We start from the raw sequence: 15,902 nt of genomic DNA, 5'->3' as shown, positions 1-15,902 counted from the left end.
ATATCCGGCATCTAGTTTGGCGGTCAGCTCGCTGCCATAGGACCACCGTGCGCCAGCCCGCACCAAGGCTGCCGATCCCGGAATCCGAGCACTGGGAGTTGCAGCTCGAAGCACGGTGCCGCACCGAGCCCGTCGAGACGTTCTCTACACCGCAGGGAACGCGGGGCGCAGCGCTACGACGAATCGAAATGGTGCCGAAAGAACATTGTGCGCTGTGCCCGGTGAGGGATCCGTGCCGACGCTACGCGATGGAATTTCGTGAACCGTACGGTATTCGGGGAGGCTTGTCGGCAGCGGAGAGGTTTTTCGTGTTGAGTAACTCTTCGGATGTCGCCCGGCCGCAGGACGATGCATCTCGGCCATGCCGGACGGTCGACCTCCGGCTCTCGCCCGGAGCGACTCCGCCGGGGCGACGCGCGCGCCGCTAGTGGTTCGATGCCTCGGCAGTTCCGAATTCACATCATTGTGCTCGAGTTGCTCCCACCGAACGTCCAGGTTTCTGTCAGGTTTGTTCCAGGGAGTTGCCAGACTTGCTGCCTAAAGTCATCATCATGATGATCTCCAATAGTGGCAAAGGCCGTGCCGCAGCTCGGGCACGGACAGCGTTGGCATCCCTCGTTCTGGTCGGGGGTTTGGTGCTGGCCGGCTGTGCTGACGATACGACTACCAATTCGGCTATGGCGGTTTCGACACAAGTAAGTGCCTCACCCTCGAGTGGCGCCACGCTTGACGGAGCGTCCGCCGATACGACCACCACGGCCGACACCATCGCGGCCACCGCCGATGCCGCCCAGGCGTTCTTGAACACGCTGTCGGACGAGCAACGCGAACAGGTTTCATATGCATTCGACGACGAAATCAAGACGACGTCGTGGTCGAACTTCCCGGTGACGATCGTCGATCGAGCTGGGCTGGACCTTGCCGACCTGACGGAGGAACAGCAAGCTGCTGCGTTGGCCGTACTTCGAGGACTACTCAGTGACGAGGCCTATGCGACGGTGAGTGGCATCATGGGTGGGGACGAGTTCTTGCGTGACAACGCGCCCAACACCGAACAGATTTCGTTGGGGCAGTATTTTATTGCGTTCTTCGGCGATCCGTCCGATTCGGGCGCATGGGAGGTCCAATTCGGCGGCCACCATCTCGGAATCAATGCCACCCTCGACGGTAACGACAACTCGATCACCTTCGCCCCGACACATCTGGGTGCTCAACCTGCGGTTTACACCGACGTGGACGGTAACGAAGTGCAACCGTTCGACGGCATCTACACGGCTGCGTTCGCCTTCTACGACAGTTTGACGGAGGAGCAGAGGTCCACGCTGTACCAGGGCGAGACCGTCGGCGATCTCGTGTGCGCTCCCGGAGGCACATGTGACTTCCCGACAGGAACGGGTATATCAGGCTCGGATTTGAACGACGAACAGAAACAGCTGCTCATGGATCTGATCGCGAAATGGGCCGGGATGTCCGATACCGAGACCGATGCCGCCGCTCTCTCCAAGATCGAAGCTTCGTTGGACGAGACCTTTGTGAACTGGTCCGGTGCGACTACGTACGACATGACACAAGGCAGCGGCATCTATTTCCAGATCACGGGGCCCGATGTGTACATCGAGTTCGCCAACCAGCAGTCCTCGACCGGCACCGATGTCGCCGGCTATGTCACGGCCGGATGGGGGCACATCCACACGATCTACCGCGATCCGACGAACGACTACGCGGGCAGCGCTGTGCAAGGCGCAGCACAAATGGGCGGCGGCGCAGGTGGATCCGGTGTGATGACACCCCCGGCTTGATTCCTCGCAACGGTGCTGCTCTTACCCCGGGACACGGGGTGAGAGCAGCACCGACAGCTGGCACGTGGTGGCCGGTCAGTGCGCGACAGTGGCGGATTCGACAGTGCCGACCGTCATGGTTCCCTGCTTTACGAACCGTGGGATGCAGGCAGCGAGGACGAATGCCAGGATGGCTGCACCGGCCGCGACCGCCATGGTGACATGGAATGCGGCCTCCGACGGAACGGACGTACCCCCGGTCGAGATGGTCATCTGCGCGAGTATCACGCCCGCGACCGCACTCGCGAACGATGTTCCGAGAGAACGCATCAGCGTGTTGAAGCTGTTCGCGGCTCCGGTCTCGGAGGGGGGCACGGCACCCATGATGAGAGCGGGCATAGCACCGTAGGCGAGGCCGATTCCGGCTCCGATAACTATCGAGATCACGACCAGCTGCCATACCGCGCTCAGGGTGACGACGCCGATCAGGTAGCCGGCCGCGATGACGAGCGCGCCCATCATGAGAGTCGTCTTTGGGCCCTTGGAGGTGGTGATCCGCGCCGATACGGGCGCAACAAGCATCATGATGATCCCGGACGGTGCCATTACGAGACCTGCGGCGAGAATCGACTGTCCCAGGCCGTAGCCCGTGGTGTCCGGAAGTTGAAGGACCTGTGGGAAGACGAGACTCATCGCGAACAATGCGAAACCAATGGAGATCGATGCGAGGTTGGTGAAGAGAACCTGACGGCCGGTGGTGACACGGATATCGACGAGTGGGAGCGGGGTGCGCAGCTCCCACCAGGTCCAGAACGCGAACGCAGCGGCCGATGCGGCAAGCATCGCCAGTGTGAGAGTGCTCGACCACCCCCAACTCGAGCCCTTGGAGATTGCGAGCAACAGGGTAACCAGCGCAACCGAAAGAGACGCAGCTCCGGGAAAGTCGAAGCTGCCGCCGGTGCGGACTTCGGATTCGGGCACGGTGGCGAGCACCAGACCGATGACAACAACGCCGAGGGCGGCGGACGTCCAGAAGAGGAAGTGCCAGTTCGCGTATTCGGCGATCAGGGCCGCGGCGGGCAGACCCAACGCTCCACCCACTCCGAGCGACGCACTCATCATGGCGACGGATCCGGCGAGCTTATCGACGGGCAGCACATCGCGCATGACGCTGATTCCCAGCGGAATCACGCCGGCGGCCAAGCCCTGGAGCGAACGTCCGACGACAAGCGGAACGATGCTACTGCTGAGCGCGCCGATGATCGAACCTGCTACTAGGAGTGCGAGCCCCAGTAGAAGCAGTCGGCGTTTGCCGAACATGTCTCCGAGACGACCCATCACGGGTACTGCGACCGCGCCTGCCAGCAACGTTGCTGTCACTACCCATGCGGTATTGGACGCTGATGTGTCGAGGAGTGCGGGTAGCTGGGGGATCAAAGGAATGACCAGGGTTTGCATCAGGGCGACGACGATTCCCGCAAACGCGAGTACTGCCACGATGATGTTGGTGCTACTGGAATTGGCCGTATCGGCTCCGGCTCTAGAGCTGGACATCGTTCCTCCGAGAAGTCATATCACTGAGAATTAATTCGATTGATTTAATGAAAGTTAAGTCACCTGATTTGTACTGTCAACTGCAGGCGCTGTAGTGTGATGCGCGCAACTGACCACGGAATGTGAGGAGACGTACGCGGTGAGCATGCACGCCGCCCGTTCGTCCGAAACGCGTGACCGCATCTTGGCCGCGGCCGAGAAGCTCTTTGCCGAGCAAGGAGTATTTGCGGTATCCAATCGCCAAGTCAGCGAGGCTGCGGGCCAACGCAACATATCGGCAGTCGGGTACCACTTCGGAACGAAGACCGACCTCGTCACGGCCGTCTTTCGAAGACATAGCGAAGAGGTCGAAAGTCGTCGCGAGGTTCAGTTGAACGCAATCGACGATTTGACGGACACGCGTGAGTGGGTCGGGTGCCTGGTTTTTCCGTATGTCCAGCATCTCGAGGCGCTTGGGCCGGATTCCTCGTATGCGCGATTCAGTGCGCAGGTGATGACCGACCCCACGCTACGTCTCGCTGTTTCGACGATCGCGCTGTCGTCTCCTTCCATGCGGGCGACACTGCAGGGGCTCCGAAGCTGCGTTGCCGGTCTACCGGTCACTGTGCAGCGTTCTCGTAGCGAGATGGCCAGTCATCTCATCGTGCACATGTGCGCAGAACGAGAACGAGCGTTGAGTGAGAACTGCGTCGACGGGGCAACGTCATGGAGCACGTTTGCCGTCGACCTCGTCGACGCTGTCGTAGGTCTCTGGTGCGCACAGGTCTCAGACAGGACCGCTGCCCCAATGCTGCAAAACCCTCAGTTTCGATCTACATAGGCCGATGGTGGCGTGATCGCATTGCGTGCGAGATGAGACTCTGCGAACGACGGCTACCTTGCCTGCCTCGAGACGGGAGCATTCCGACTGGAAGACGATTCGTGCCGAAGTCAGCACCGAACCCGTAGCGTCCGAGTATCGCGACACACTGGCGGATCTAATCATGATCGTTGTCCGCAGACGGTGACCTTTCGGTGCCCTTGTTCGCATTCATGGGGTCGAGCCGATCTCGCTTTCGTTCGTCTCGACGTTCGTCTCGACGCTCCTCCCGGCGTTGCTCCGCATTGATCCGCTGCTGTTCGTCCGCGCAATCGGCCCGCGAGTACAGGTAGGTGACATCCCCTTCGTTGTTGGTCAGGATGCAGTACGCGCCGTCGGACGTCTTGGTGGCGAAGTTCTCTAGCGTGTCCGCCGAAGCGGTAGCAGCGCCGGCTGCTCCGATCACGCCGATGAGACAAGCGATGACCGTCGTACGGAATGTGTACTTTCGCTGTGTTTTCATTTTTGTTCCTTTTCATTCGGACTGCTTGATTCGACAGGTATGAGCCTGCCCAATCGGGTTGGGTTCGTCGTCGTCCATCCGAACCTGTCGCGAGTACGCCCGGCGCAGTACTGGGAGGTCCGTTGACTATCGGTGAGAACGAGCGGGTACGAGGAATTCCTGGACGCATCGTGTCGCGAGGTTCCGTATCAATGCTGTCCCGGCACATGGGACAGACACTGTGGCGAGGCCTTCATTGCCAATACCGTCTCGACAATGACCGAGCATGTAGATCCGTCGTCGATAGCGGCCGCCGCTCCGGAGCCGTCCGCTTGCACGCGAATTCGAATCGAAGGTAGGACAACATGAGTCGTACGAAGGTTGCAGTTATCGGATCGGGCAACATCGGTACCGATCTGGTGATAAAGCTGAAGCGCGTTGCCCAGCACGTCGAGATCGCCGTGCTGGTAGGTATCGATCCGGGGTCGGACGGACTCGCGCGTGCGCGTCGAATGGGAATCAGCACCGTCGATTCGGGCGTGCAGGGGCTGATCGATCATCCGGACTTCGCCGATATAGACATAATCTTCGACTCCACCTCCGCGAAAGCACACGTCGCGAACGAGGCTGCACTTCGTCCGTTCGGGAAGCGGTTGATCGATCTGACACCGGCAGCCATCGGACCGTACGTGGTTCCGGCGGTCAACCTGGAGGCGCATCTCGACGCGCCCGATGTCAACATGGTGACGTGTGGGGGGCAGGCGACCATTCCGATCGTCGCGGCGATTTCGTCCGTGACTTCGGTGCACTACGCAGAGATAGTCGCTTCCATCGCGTCGAGGTCGGCAGGGCCGGGGACGCGCGCGAACATCGACGAATTCACCGAAACTACTTCGGAAGCAATCGAACAGGTCGGCGGGGCTGAACACGGGAAGGCCATCATTGTGCTCAATCCTGCCGAGCCCCCGCTCATCATGCGTGACACGGTGCTGGCTCTCGTGACCGACCCCGACCAAGATGCCATCCGCCGTTCGGTGCTGGAGATGGTCGACAAGGTATCCACCTACGTGCCCGGCTATCGCCTGAAGCAAGAGGTGCAGTTCACGAAACTCGACGATGCGGAGTCTGTGGCAACGCTCACCGGTGGTATCGAGAAGGGGCCCGGCCTGTGGAAGGTTTCGGTATTCCTCGAAGTCGAAGGTGCCGCACATTATTTGCCTGCCTACGCGGGCAATCTCGACATCATGACCTCGGCCGCCCTTCAAGTCGCCGAGAAGCTCGCGGAGAACAAGGCCCTGGAGGCAGCACGATGACCGATCCGATTTCTCGTCCCAGTGCTGTGGACGGTGCCGCACTGTATATCCAGGACGTGACGCTCCGCGACGGCATGCACGCGATGCGTCATCGCATCACACCCGAGAACGTGGCGCGAGTGGCCAGTGCCCTCGACAGTGCTGGCGTCGACGCGATCGAGGTGACCCACGGTGACGGGCTGGCGGGACACAGCTTGACCTATGGCCCCGGTAGCAACACCGACTGGGAATGGATCGAAGCCGCGGCTGCGGTGGTACACCGCGCCAAGCTCACCACGTTGCTGCTACCTGGTGTGGGTACGGTCAAGGAGCTCGAGCGAGCCTTCTCGATGGGTGTTACCTCGGTACGTGTGGCCACTCACTGCACGGAGGCGGACGTAGCGGCGCAGCACATCGGTAAGGCCCGCGAACTCGGTATGGATGTGTCCGGGTTCTTGATGATGAGCCATCTTGCCGAACCGGCGAAGCTGGCCGAGCAGGCGAAGCTGATGGAATCGTATGGTGCACATTGTGTGTACGTCACCGATTCCGGTGGGCGACTTACGATGAACGGCGTACGAGCTCGAGTCCGGGCGTACCGCGACGTGCTCGACGCCTCGACTCAGATCGGCATCCACGCTCATCAGAATCTGTCCCTGTCGGTCGCCAATTCGGTGGTGGCAGTGGAGGAAGGCGTGACCCGGGTCGACGCGTCTCTGGCGGGACACGGAGCCGGTGCAGGTAACTGCCCGATCGAACCCTTCGTTGCCGTTGCGGATCTGAACGGGTGGAAGCACGGGTGCGATCTCTTCGGTCTGCAGGACGCTGCCGACGATATCGTGCGCCCGCTGCAGGACCGGCCGGTGCAGGTCGATCGCGAAACGCTGACGCTCGGCTACGCGGGGGTCTACTCGAGCTTTTTGCGGCATGCAGAGTCGGCTGCCGAGCAATACGGATTGGATACCAGGGCAATCCTTCTCGCGGTGGGCGAGCGCGGTCTGGTCGGCGGACAGGAAGATCTGATCACCGACATCGCGCTCGATCTCTTGGGCAAACGGAGCTGACCACATTGGAACAGAGCGAACGGTTCGGTCGGAGCGTCGAGGAGGATTGCGATGCGCCGCTTTCCCGGGACGCGGGCGATCATGGAAGCGACGGTGGCCCAGGGCAGAACGGTTATCAGATACGGCCGCACTTCGGTCCGGGCTCGTACATTCAGTATTGACACCTCGGACCTCGGGACCTGCTCTACATCGAAATGACTTCTTCGAGCAGGCTCCGAGCCAGGTCCAATACTTCGCGCAGGTCGTCCTGTGCCGATGGGATGGCCCGGCGGTAAGTCGCGAACCCGTGAATTGTGCCCGGAATCTCGAGGAAGGTGGTCCGGACTCCGGCCAGGACGGATGCTGCGGCATAGTCACGGCCCTCGTCTCGCAGTGGATCCAGTTCCGCAGTGACCAACAGCGTCGGAGGTAGGCCGTCTTTCATTCCTCGCAGTGGTGACGCACGCCAATGCGTCGGGTCGGAGGCGTAATGCTCCTCGTACAGCGCCATATTGGCCGCCTGTAGACCGTAGCCATCAGCGAAAGATATTTTTGACGGGTACGGGGCCCGAGGATCCGTGGCGGGGTACAGGGCGATCTGCGCGCTGATCGGTATCGCGGCAGGCCGATCTCTCAAGGCCATCGACGTAATGAGCGACAAGGTCGCGCCTGCACTGTCACCGAACAAGATCAGCTCGGTGGCTTCGATGCCTCCCATGCCGCCATCGGCAATCCAGCGCACTGTGGCTTCGGCATCGTCGGGTGCCGCGGGCCACGGGTGCTCGGGTGCCAGTCTGTAGTCGACCGAGATCACGGGCAGTTCGAGCGAGCGTGCTACTTCCGCAGCGAGAGCGGCGTGGGTATCGATACTCCCGACCACGAAACCGCCGCCGTGGAAAAACACGATTGCCGGCCCCGGACCACGTTCGGCCTCGACGTCGAACAACCGCAGCGCGATGTTCCCCTTCGGACCTGGCGCTACCGCATCGCTAATCACTGCCAGCTCACCTACCGGCAGATCCGATCCTGCCATGGCCTCCGGCGGCAACGTGCGGATCATCGCCACGACGTCGGCGGTGAAGAGTGGGGGCGGGGAGGCCTCCAAGGCGGAGAGAAAGTCACGAACGTCCGGGCGGCGCACTTGGAATTCTGTCACGAGTCGTCAATTCTGTAGTCGTTCAAGCTTATTCCAACATCTGAAGACTCTTACAGTAGTCGAGCCCAACCCGACTCGCTGCCGAACTTCTACTGCGTTCGCAGTATCTCGAACTGTCCGCGTGGATGATGACGCATCCGGGCGACCGGGACAAACTGGAGTCACCGAAATACAATCGACCGAAGGAAAATCAGATGAAATCCGTTCTTGTCACAGGCGTCGGCACGGTCGGTGTGGAAGAGGTCGCCAGTCCGACCATCACCCCCGCCGACGTTCTGGTCCGGATCCGAGCGTGTGGAATTTGTGGATCGGATTCGTTCTACATCAGCATCGGTGGCATCCCTCCTCGCCAACATTGCACTCCTCTCGGGCACGAACCGGCAGGCGAAATCGTCGAGGTCGGATCCGAGGTGATTGGCTTCGCGGTCGGCGACCACGTGGTGATCAATCCGATTGCCGAGGGTTCCGGGTTGATTGGAAGCGGTGGGCCGCAGGGCGCTCTGTCCGAGTTTCTGGTGGTGTCGGACGCGGAGGCTGGGAAGAATCTAGCCAAAATTTCACCCGAAGTGCCCTGGGAGGTAGCGGCATTGAACGAACCGATGGCCGTTGCGCGCCATGCAGTCAACCGAACCTCGCCTTCCCACGGCGACAAAGTCGTCGTCTTCGGTGCGGGACCGATCGGTTTGGGTGCCGTTATCGGGTACAAGCTCAGCGGCGTCGAACACGTTGTGGTCGTCGACATCATTCCGTCGAGACTCGAGAAGGCCCTGGCTGTCGGCGCGGATGCCGTCATCGATTCACGGACCGAGGATGTGGGTGCGCGACTACTCGAGCTGCACGGACCGGGAACTACTGCCATGGGTAGGCCCAGGGTAGGAACCGACATCTACCTCGATGCCGCGGGTGTGACCTCTGTCGTGGATACGGTGGTGGCCAACGCAAAGCAGTTCGCCACTCTGGGAATTGTTGCCGTACACAAGAAGCCGGTTCCGGTGGACTTCGGCGCCTTACTGGGAGCCGAGATCACCATCGTCACTGCGATGGGGTACCCGAACGAGATCTTCCAGATCACCGACGAGATATCCGAGCACTGGGAGCGATTCGCGGTGATTGTCAGTCACACATTCGATTTTGCAGACGTGCGTGAGGCACTGACCACAGCGGGGACACCGGGTGCGGCGGACAAGGTCGTGGTCACCTTCCCGAAGACCATAGACCTTGCCGCCAGTCTCTGAAAGTCACGAATCCTCATACTTGCGCGGGAGATTCGACCAGCTTCTTCGACTTGTCGAAGTGGACGATGTCGGCCAGGGTGCCGCCGAGAATGGCGGCACGATCTTCATCGTTGACTCCCTCGAAGTTGAAGGCAACGCACTCCTCGCTGCCGCGGAAAGTACCCTCGGCATGCGGGTAGTCGTTGCCCCAGATGATCGTGGAGATGCCCGTGATGTGGCGGGCCTTGACGGCGGTGGGATCGTCGGCGAACTGCACGTGAATCTGACGCTGGAGGTATTCGGTCGGGCTCAGCGGCAGAGGCCATTTGGCATTGATGGCAAACAGGCGGCCCATTGCGGGCTGATCCTTTGGGCCTCGCGAGTCGTCCCAGAATCCGAGCCACCAGTCGGCATCCTGACCGATGCCGGTACGCCAGGACTTCTCCATCATTCCCATGTAGGAGACCAACCAGCCCGCGCCGAACTCGACGAGATTGAAATGTAGGTTGGGAAACCGTTCACACACGCCGCCGCCGATCAGCGACGCGATGATCTCCTGCGGACTCGCAGACGCAGTGTTGCCGCCGCCCATGGTACGACCGGCCACCATATCGTCGGTGAGCTGACCCTTGCCCATATTCATGGCGGTCATCAAGCCGCGGACCGTCGTCGCGGTTTCGGAGACGTTCTCCTTGACACTGACCCCTCCGGTGGCCACGTGAAAGAACACCGGGAGCCCGTGCGCCTGCGCAGTAGCCCAGACTGGATCGTAGTCTTTCACCCAGTAAGGCATCGGGGGGATTTCCGGAAGGAGCAGAGCCTGAATGCCCATGCGCGCGCAGCGTTCGATCTCGGCTACGGCCTCGGGGATATCGGTGAGCGGAATCGCAGCAGTGGGCCGGAGACGCTTGTTGTACGGCAAGTATCGTTCGACGATCCAGTCGTTGTAGACCCTGCAGTGGGCCATCGACAGTTCATGGTCGTCGGTGAACAGGACGAATAGTGACAGGTTGGGGAACATTACCGAAGCGTCGACTCCGTCGATGTTCATATCTCGGATGATGTGCTCGGGTTCGCCGTCCGGGGTCTCGCCGCCCAGCTGGCGGTACTTGGAAATCGTCCAACCGTCGAACCCGATCGTGTGCAGCTTCTTGAATTCCGTGTGTCCGCCGGGGACAATCGGTTCGTCGAGAGTGAATTCCTCCTCCCAGAGTGCTCGATCTCGGAGGTGAATCGGCAGCCTCGTCTTGAACAGGTCTGCTGGCTCGATGATGTGAGAATCACCGGAAACCACGAATTCCTTGAACATTTGGCGTTCCTCGAATCTGTGTAGGAGACGTGATCGCCCGCGCGCCGGGTAGCTCTGAAAATTAATGTACCGATCGGTCGACGTCAACAAATCCGAGGCCAAATTCCACTCAGCGACAAAAGCTTTCGATATCTTTCGACGATTTCGCAGTTTTGCCGTGAGGTTGTCGAGGTCTGTCGTAGTGTGTAAGGTGCCCCTGTTCTGCGCATTGTCGGCATCGATGGAGACGTGACGACCGTTCCGAAAGATGGAATGCCTCGGTGCCTTGCTACCCGCGCTCGGCCAGTCGGCGCATCACGCGTTCCATCAATTCGAGATCCGACCGCGGGCCACCTGGGGTATCGGCACCGTATCGCTCGATCTCGGCATCGATGTCGAGCGGCCGAGTGAACTCGACGCCGGGAACCACCTCCGTCTCGAGCAGGCTGTCGGGTACCAACCAGGTCACCTCGAATTCGATTCCATCAGGATCTCGTCCGTAGAGCGCCTTCGTTCCGGCGTGGTTCGCAGCTCCGGTCAGTGCACCGGCCTGCGCGAGACGATCACGGACCTCGGAAAGTTCTCGCAGGGAGTCGACTTCCCAGGCCAGGTGGTAGAGCCCCACCGCGCCATCCGCGGTGCGCGGCGCGCTGGCCTGGAAGAGCCCGAGATCGTGTTCGTTTGCCGAGCCGGTGCCGCGTAGGAATGCGCCGCCCGGAAAATCGGTAGGAAGTTTCTCGAAACGAAGTATCCGACAATAGAAGTCGACACTGCGATGGACGTCCGAAACGTATAGGACGGCATGATTCAGACTTCGGATCGGCACATCATGTCCTTCGTGTAGGGATGGTCGTCAGAGCCATAACAGGTCCGGGTCGGCCGATGTCGACGGAGGGCCGGTCGGCACCCCGTTGGGTGTTCGAGAGAATCGGGGAGCCGGACTGTGCTGCAGCACTCCGTCTACCTCGATCAAATTCTCCCGTGCTTTCAGGTGAATCTGGTCGGACGCTTCCGCAAACGTCAGCACAGGAGATACGCAGGCGTCGGTACCGTCGAAGATCGCTGCCCACTCGTCTCGGGTCTTGGACCGAAACGCCGCGGTGAATCGCGATCGCAGATCCGGCCACTCAGTCTTGTCGTTCTGTGGGGGAAGTTCGTCCGGGTCGAGACCGAGACCGGTCACGAACAGCCGGTAGAACTGTGGTTCGAGGGCGCCTACGGCGACGAACCGTCCATCCGAGGTCTCGTACGTGTCGTAGAACGGGGTGCCGCCGTCCAATCTGTTGACGCCGCGCTCGTCGGACCACCTGCCGGTACCGCGATAGTTCCAGATCATGTGCGAGAGAGCGATAGTCCCGTCGACCATCGCCGCGTCGACGACCTGTCCCATGTCGGACGTCTGACGCTCGACGAGTGCTGCGAGAATACCGAAGATCAGGAACATGGACCCGCCGCCGAAGTCCCCGACGAGGTTCAACGGAGGTACCGGGCGTTCGCCCTGGCGGCCGATTGCGTGGAGTATCCCCGTGGCGGAGATGTAGTTGATGTCGTGGCCCGCGACCGCGGACCATGGGCCTTCCTGGCCCCAACCGGTCATACGGCCGTACACGATCCGTGGGTTTCGGGCATGTACGGCGTCCGGACCCAGGCCGAGTCGCTCGGTGACTCCCGGGCGAAAGCCCTCGATCAGAACGTCGGCTCGGTCGAGCAAACTCAGCACCTTCTGCAGGTCCGACGGTGCCTTGAGGTCTGCCTCGACGACGGATCGTCCTCGCAGTTGGGGATCGTGCGCACAAAGCGAGCCGGGGCGTTGTACTCGAACGACGTCGGCCCCTAAGTCGCTCAATAGAAGCGCCGCGTGCGGGGCCGGCCCCAGTCCGGCCAGTTCGACTATCCGGAGACCCTGGAGTGGTCCCGATCTCGGAGCATTCTTCGCTGACACGTGGCCTCGTCTTCCTCGAAGTCGTTCTCCAATTGAATCCAACAAGTACTACTGAGTCAACTAGGTGTGGGTCGTGCACGGTTCGAACTGCGCGAAACCGCACCCGACGTTGTCGTCGAGTACGGTTCCGGAAGTCGCTCGAATGGTCAGCGAAGTGCCGCGACCTCCTCCTTCGGGGAGGAATCCACCGCTGTGGCCGTGGCGGCCGGGGGTGTGAACTTCGGCAGGAACGACGCCACGATGAATGCAATCACGGCAGCACCGGCCGCTACGGCCATCGTTACGTGGAACGCGGCCTCGGACGGAATCGATGTGTCGCCGACTGTCATGGTCATCTGGGCCAGGATGACTCCGGCCACGGCACTTGCGAAAGACGTTCCGAGCGAACGCATCAGGGTATTGAAGCTGTTTGCCGCGCCGGTCTCCGATGCGGGGACCGCCCCCATGATGAGCGCGGGCATCGCACCGTAGGCAAGGCCAGTTCCTGCACCGATCACCACGGAGATGAGAACCAGCTGCCACACGGCGCTGAGCATGACCACTCCGATCCCGTACCCGATAGCTACTACGACAGCGCCGGCCATCAGAGTGACCTTGGGTCCGCGGGTCCTGGTGATCACGGACGAGAGCGGAGCGATGAGCATCATGACCACACCGGACGGTGCCATTACCAGGCCTGCCACCAGCATCGATTGGCCCAGTCCGTATCCCGTAGTCTCGGGCAGCTGAAGAACCTGGGGGAAGACGAGAGTCATGGCGAACATCGAGAAGCCGAACACGATGGACGCGAGGTTGGTGAACAAGACCTGGCGGCCGACTGTCACGCGCAGATCGACGAGGGGCTGCGTCGATCGAAGCTCCCACAGGCCCCACACCACGAATGCGGCAGCAGATGCGGCGAAGAGTGCGACGGTCAGACCGCTTGTCCAGCCCCAGCTCGAACCCTTCGAGATGGCGAGAAGCAACGTGACGAGTCCGGTGGACAGTGACGCCGCGCCGAGGAAATCGAACGAGCCGCCGGTGCGAACCTGCGATTCGGGAACGATCACCACTATGAGTGCGGTAGCGATGGCACCGAGTCCGGCAGCGGTCCAGAACAAGAAATGCCAGTCCGCGTACTCGGCAAGAATGGCTGCGACGGGCAAGCCCAGCGCACCGCCCACTCCGAGAGACGCACTCATCAACGCGACGGAACCGGCCAATTTTTCGGCGGGCAGTACGTCGCGCATCACGCTGATGCCCAACGGAATAACGCCGGCAGCGAGGCCTTGAAGTGCTCGGCCGACGATCAGTGGCATCAGGGAATCGCTCAGTGCGCCGACAACGGAGCCTGCGACGAGAAGCGCCATACTGACCAAGAGCATCCTGCGTTTACCGAACATGTCGCCCAGGCGTCCCATGACCGGAACTGCGACGGCACCGGCAAGTAGCGTAGCCGTCACGGCCCAGGCAGTGTTCCCGGCCGAGGCACCCAGCAGCTGAGGTAGTTGGGGAATGAGTGGAATGACCAACGTCTGCATCAGCGCAACGACGATACCGGCGAAGGCAAGGACGGCGACGATGCCACCGGTGGCCGGCGGCTCGGTCTTGGAATGGGTTGTGGCAGTGGACATGATCGGCCTCACGTTCTCGGGAAGTTGGGCAGGCAAGTGGATATTTTCACTTCTTCGCCGGAGGCTCTTGCCTCGGCACACTGAATATCTTGCTCGCGGAACAACTCGAGGGCGTCGTCCCCACGGACCGTCCGTGACTACAGCGCCTGCAGTACCCGGGCTGAAATTGAGTAGTACGGCCGCCGCGTCGAACCGTGATGCGGCGGCCGTCCCTGTGGGGTAACTGCAGGTGTCACCCACCCATCGGAACTACCAGCGGACGGGTAGCTCGAACACCCCGTAGGCGAGGTAATCGCCCTTGAACCTCAGGTTCTCGAAGTCGGTGGCGAGTGCGAGGGTGGGGATGCGCTTGAAGAGGGTGCTGTAGACGACTTCGAGTTCGATCCGTGCGAGTTGTTGTCCGATGCATTGGTGCGGGCCCCAGCCGAAGGCGTGGTGGTGACGGGCTTCGCGGGTGAGGTCGAGCTTTTCGGGGTCGGGGAAGGCGACCGGGTCGAAATTGGCGGCCGGTAGCGGGGAGACGATGCCGTCGCCTGCTTTGATGACGGTGCCGTTGTAGTCGATGTCTTCGGTGGCGATTCGGCGTTGGAGTAGGTGCGGGATCGTCAGGTAGCGGAGCAGTTCTTCGACTGCGCCTGCGATGACTTTCTTGTCGGTGGTCTCACGGATGATGGCGAGTTGGTCGGGGTTCTGCAAGAGGGCTGCGGTGCCGAGGGAGATCATGTTGGCACTGGTTTCGTGGCCGGCAATGAGAAGAATCTGGCCGAGCATGGCCGCACCCGGAAGATCGAGATCCCCGGATTGCACCCGCTTGGCCAGGTCTGTCACGACATCCTCGTCGGGTTCGACCATCTTCTTCTGGAGCAGCTCCGTGATGTACCCCATCAATGCGACGCTGGAGGCGGCGCTCTCTTCACGAGTTGCGTTGCGGTCCACAGCCGCCCGAGAATGCTTCTCGAAGAAGTCGTGGTCCTCGTAGGGCACGCCGAGCAGTTCGCAGATCATCAACGACGGCAGCGGCAATGCCAGTGCTTCGACGAGGTCGGTGGGGTTGGGTCCAGCGAGCATGGTGTCGATCAAGTCATCGGTAGCCTGCTGAATTCCCGGCCGCACCTTCTCCATCCGACCGCGAGTGAAGGCGTTGGTCAGCATTCGGCGGAGCCGGGTGTGTTCCGCGCCGTCCACGTCGAAGATCGTTTTGGGTCGATCGGAGATGGTCTCGGCCATCGCTTGGGTGGCGATGGGAAATCCAGAAAGATGGTCGTTGGCACTGACTCGCGGATCGGACATGATCGTTCGCTGCGCGGCGTGAGTGGTCACCAGCCACGGAGTACTGCCGTCCCACACACGAGCCTTGGACAGGGCGGTGCCGTCGGCGCTCAGGTCACGAAGCTCCTTCGGCGGCAGGAAAGGGCACTTTCCGTCTCGGGGCATCGGGAAGTCGGGGATGGAATCGGTGTTTGTGCTCGTGCGTAAATCTGTCATGTGTTCTCCTCCTGAGTGATTGGTGTGCTATTCCTCGATACGAATGGCCAGAGCGGGGCAGACCATGGCGGCCTGACGAACGTCCTCGGCCTGGTCTTCGCTCGGTGAGTCGGTCAACAGGACAACGATTCCGTCCTCGTCACGTTGATCGAAAACCTCGAACGCTGCTGCCACGCATTGGCCCGCCGCGACGCATTTCTCTTGGTCGATGAAAACTTTCATTGCTCCTCCTGGGG

The 15,902-nt window shown here is 61.2% G+C and carries 15 protein-coding genes; 6 read left to right on the top strand and 9 right to left on the bottom strand.

Annotated elements, in window-relative coordinates; genetic code table 11:
• Positions 1 to 47: 47 nt before the first annotated feature.
• Positions 48 to 428 (top strand): WhiB family transcriptional regulator, encoded by a 381-nt coding sequence (locus BH93_RS20220; RefSeq protein ID WP_080739145.1) that lies wholly within the window; start codon positions 48 to 50, stop codon positions 426 to 428.
• A gap of 123 nt (positions 429 to 551) precedes the next feature.
• On the top strand, positions 552 to 1,799 hold the full coding sequence (locus BH93_RS20215; protein WP_052065734.1) for a DUF3500 domain-containing protein: 1,248 nt from the start codon (positions 552 to 554) through the stop codon (positions 1,797 to 1,799).
• 75 nt (positions 1,800 to 1,874) lie between these two features.
• Here BH93_RS20215 and BH93_RS20210 read toward each other — a convergent pair whose 3' ends face one another.
• Complete coding sequence (locus BH93_RS20210) at positions 1,875 to 3,332, bottom strand: MFS transporter (RefSeq protein ID WP_037175308.1); 1,458 nt, start codon at positions 3,330 to 3,332, stop codon at positions 1,875 to 1,877.
• A 145-nt stretch (positions 3,333 to 3,477) separates the two neighbouring features.
• On the opposite strand from BH93_RS20210, the gene BH93_RS20205 reads away from it, so the two are divergent.
• Positions 3,478 to 4,152: a TetR/AcrR family transcriptional regulator gene (locus BH93_RS20205; protein ID WP_080739144.1), complete on the top strand. Its 675-nt coding sequence runs from the start codon at positions 3,478 to 3,480 to the stop codon at positions 4,150 to 4,152.
• A 157-nt stretch (positions 4,153 to 4,309) separates the two neighbouring features.
• On the opposite strand, the gene BH93_RS20200 is transcribed toward BH93_RS20205, so the two are convergent.
• Positions 4,310 to 4,654, bottom strand: coding sequence for a hypothetical protein (locus tag BH93_RS20200; RefSeq protein WP_052065370.1), 345 nt, complete (start codon positions 4,652 to 4,654; stop codon positions 4,310 to 4,312).
• A 344-nt stretch (positions 4,655 to 4,998) separates the two neighbouring features.
• Here BH93_RS20200 and BH93_RS20195 point away from each other — a divergent pair, with 344 nt between their 5' ends.
• Both BH93_RS20195 and dmpG read left to right on the top strand, forming a co-directional pair.
• Positions 4,999 to 5,946: an acetaldehyde dehydrogenase (acetylating) gene (locus BH93_RS20195; RefSeq protein WP_037175306.1), complete on the top strand. Its 948-nt coding sequence runs from the start codon at positions 4,999 to 5,001 to the stop codon at positions 5,944 to 5,946.
• Positions 5,943 to 6,989, top strand: coding sequence for a 4-hydroxy-2-oxovalerate aldolase (gene dmpG / locus BH93_RS20190; protein ID WP_037175305.1), 1,047 nt, complete (start codon positions 5,943 to 5,945; stop codon positions 6,987 to 6,989). Before BH93_RS20195 ends, dmpG begins: the two co-directional genes overlap by 4 nt.
• Positions 6,990 to 7,173: 184 nt before the next feature.
• Here the strand turns inward: dmpG and BH93_RS20185 are convergent, their stop codons facing one another.
• On the bottom strand, positions 7,174 to 8,124 hold the full coding sequence (locus BH93_RS20185; RefSeq protein WP_037175303.1) for an alpha/beta hydrolase: 951 nt from the start codon (positions 8,122 to 8,124) through the stop codon (positions 7,174 to 7,176).
• Between the two features lie 194 nt (positions 8,125 to 8,318).
• Between BH93_RS20185 and BH93_RS20180 the strand changes: the two genes are divergently transcribed.
• A complete protein-coding gene (locus tag BH93_RS20180; protein ID WP_037176744.1) occupies positions 8,319 to 9,359 on the top strand; it encodes a zinc-dependent alcohol dehydrogenase in 1,041 nt (346 codons plus the stop codon).
• A gap of 13 nt (positions 9,360 to 9,372) precedes the next feature.
• On the opposite strand, the gene BH93_RS20175 is transcribed toward BH93_RS20180, so the two are convergent.
• The 6 genes from BH93_RS20175 to BH93_RS20150 form a co-directional block, all read right to left on the bottom strand.
• Positions 9,373 to 10,647 carry an amidohydrolase family protein gene (locus BH93_RS20175; RefSeq protein WP_037175301.1) on the bottom strand — a complete coding sequence of 425 codons (1,275 nt, stop codon included), beginning with the start codon at positions 10,645 to 10,647 and terminating at the stop codon, positions 9,373 to 9,375.
• A 268-nt stretch (positions 10,648 to 10,915) separates the two neighbouring features.
• Positions 10,916 to 11,452 (bottom strand): VOC family protein, encoded by a 537-nt coding sequence (locus tag BH93_RS20170; protein WP_037175298.1) that lies wholly within the window; start codon positions 11,450 to 11,452, stop codon positions 10,916 to 10,918.
• A 27-nt stretch (positions 11,453 to 11,479) separates the two neighbouring features.
• Complete coding sequence (locus BH93_RS20165; RefSeq protein WP_037175295.1) at positions 11,480 to 12,568, bottom strand: CaiB/BaiF CoA transferase family protein; 1,089 nt, start codon at positions 12,566 to 12,568, stop codon at positions 11,480 to 11,482.
• A 146-nt stretch (positions 12,569 to 12,714) separates the two neighbouring features.
• A complete protein-coding gene (locus BH93_RS20160) occupies positions 12,715 to 14,181 on the bottom strand; it encodes an MFS transporter (protein WP_037175294.1) in 1,467 nt (488 codons plus the stop codon).
• A gap of 249 nt (positions 14,182 to 14,430) precedes the next feature.
• Entirely contained in the window at positions 14,431 to 15,666 is a 1,236-nt protein-coding gene (locus BH93_RS20155) for a cytochrome P450 (protein ID WP_037175293.1), read from the bottom strand.
• Between the two features lie 27 nt (positions 15,667 to 15,693).
• Positions 15,694 to 15,888 carry a ferredoxin gene (locus BH93_RS20150; RefSeq protein WP_037175292.1) on the bottom strand — a complete coding sequence of 65 codons (195 nt, stop codon included), beginning with the start codon at positions 15,886 to 15,888 and terminating at the stop codon, positions 15,694 to 15,696.
• Between the last annotated feature and the right edge of the window lie 14 nt (positions 15,889 to 15,902).

Source organism: Rhodococcoides fascians A25f (assembly GCF_000760935.2).
Taxonomy (GTDB): domain Bacteria; phylum Actinomycetota; class Actinomycetes; order Mycobacteriales; family Mycobacteriaceae; genus Rhodococcoides.
The sequence above is the reverse complement of the archived record's forward strand: the minus strand, read 5'-3'. Positions and strand labels throughout refer to the sequence as shown.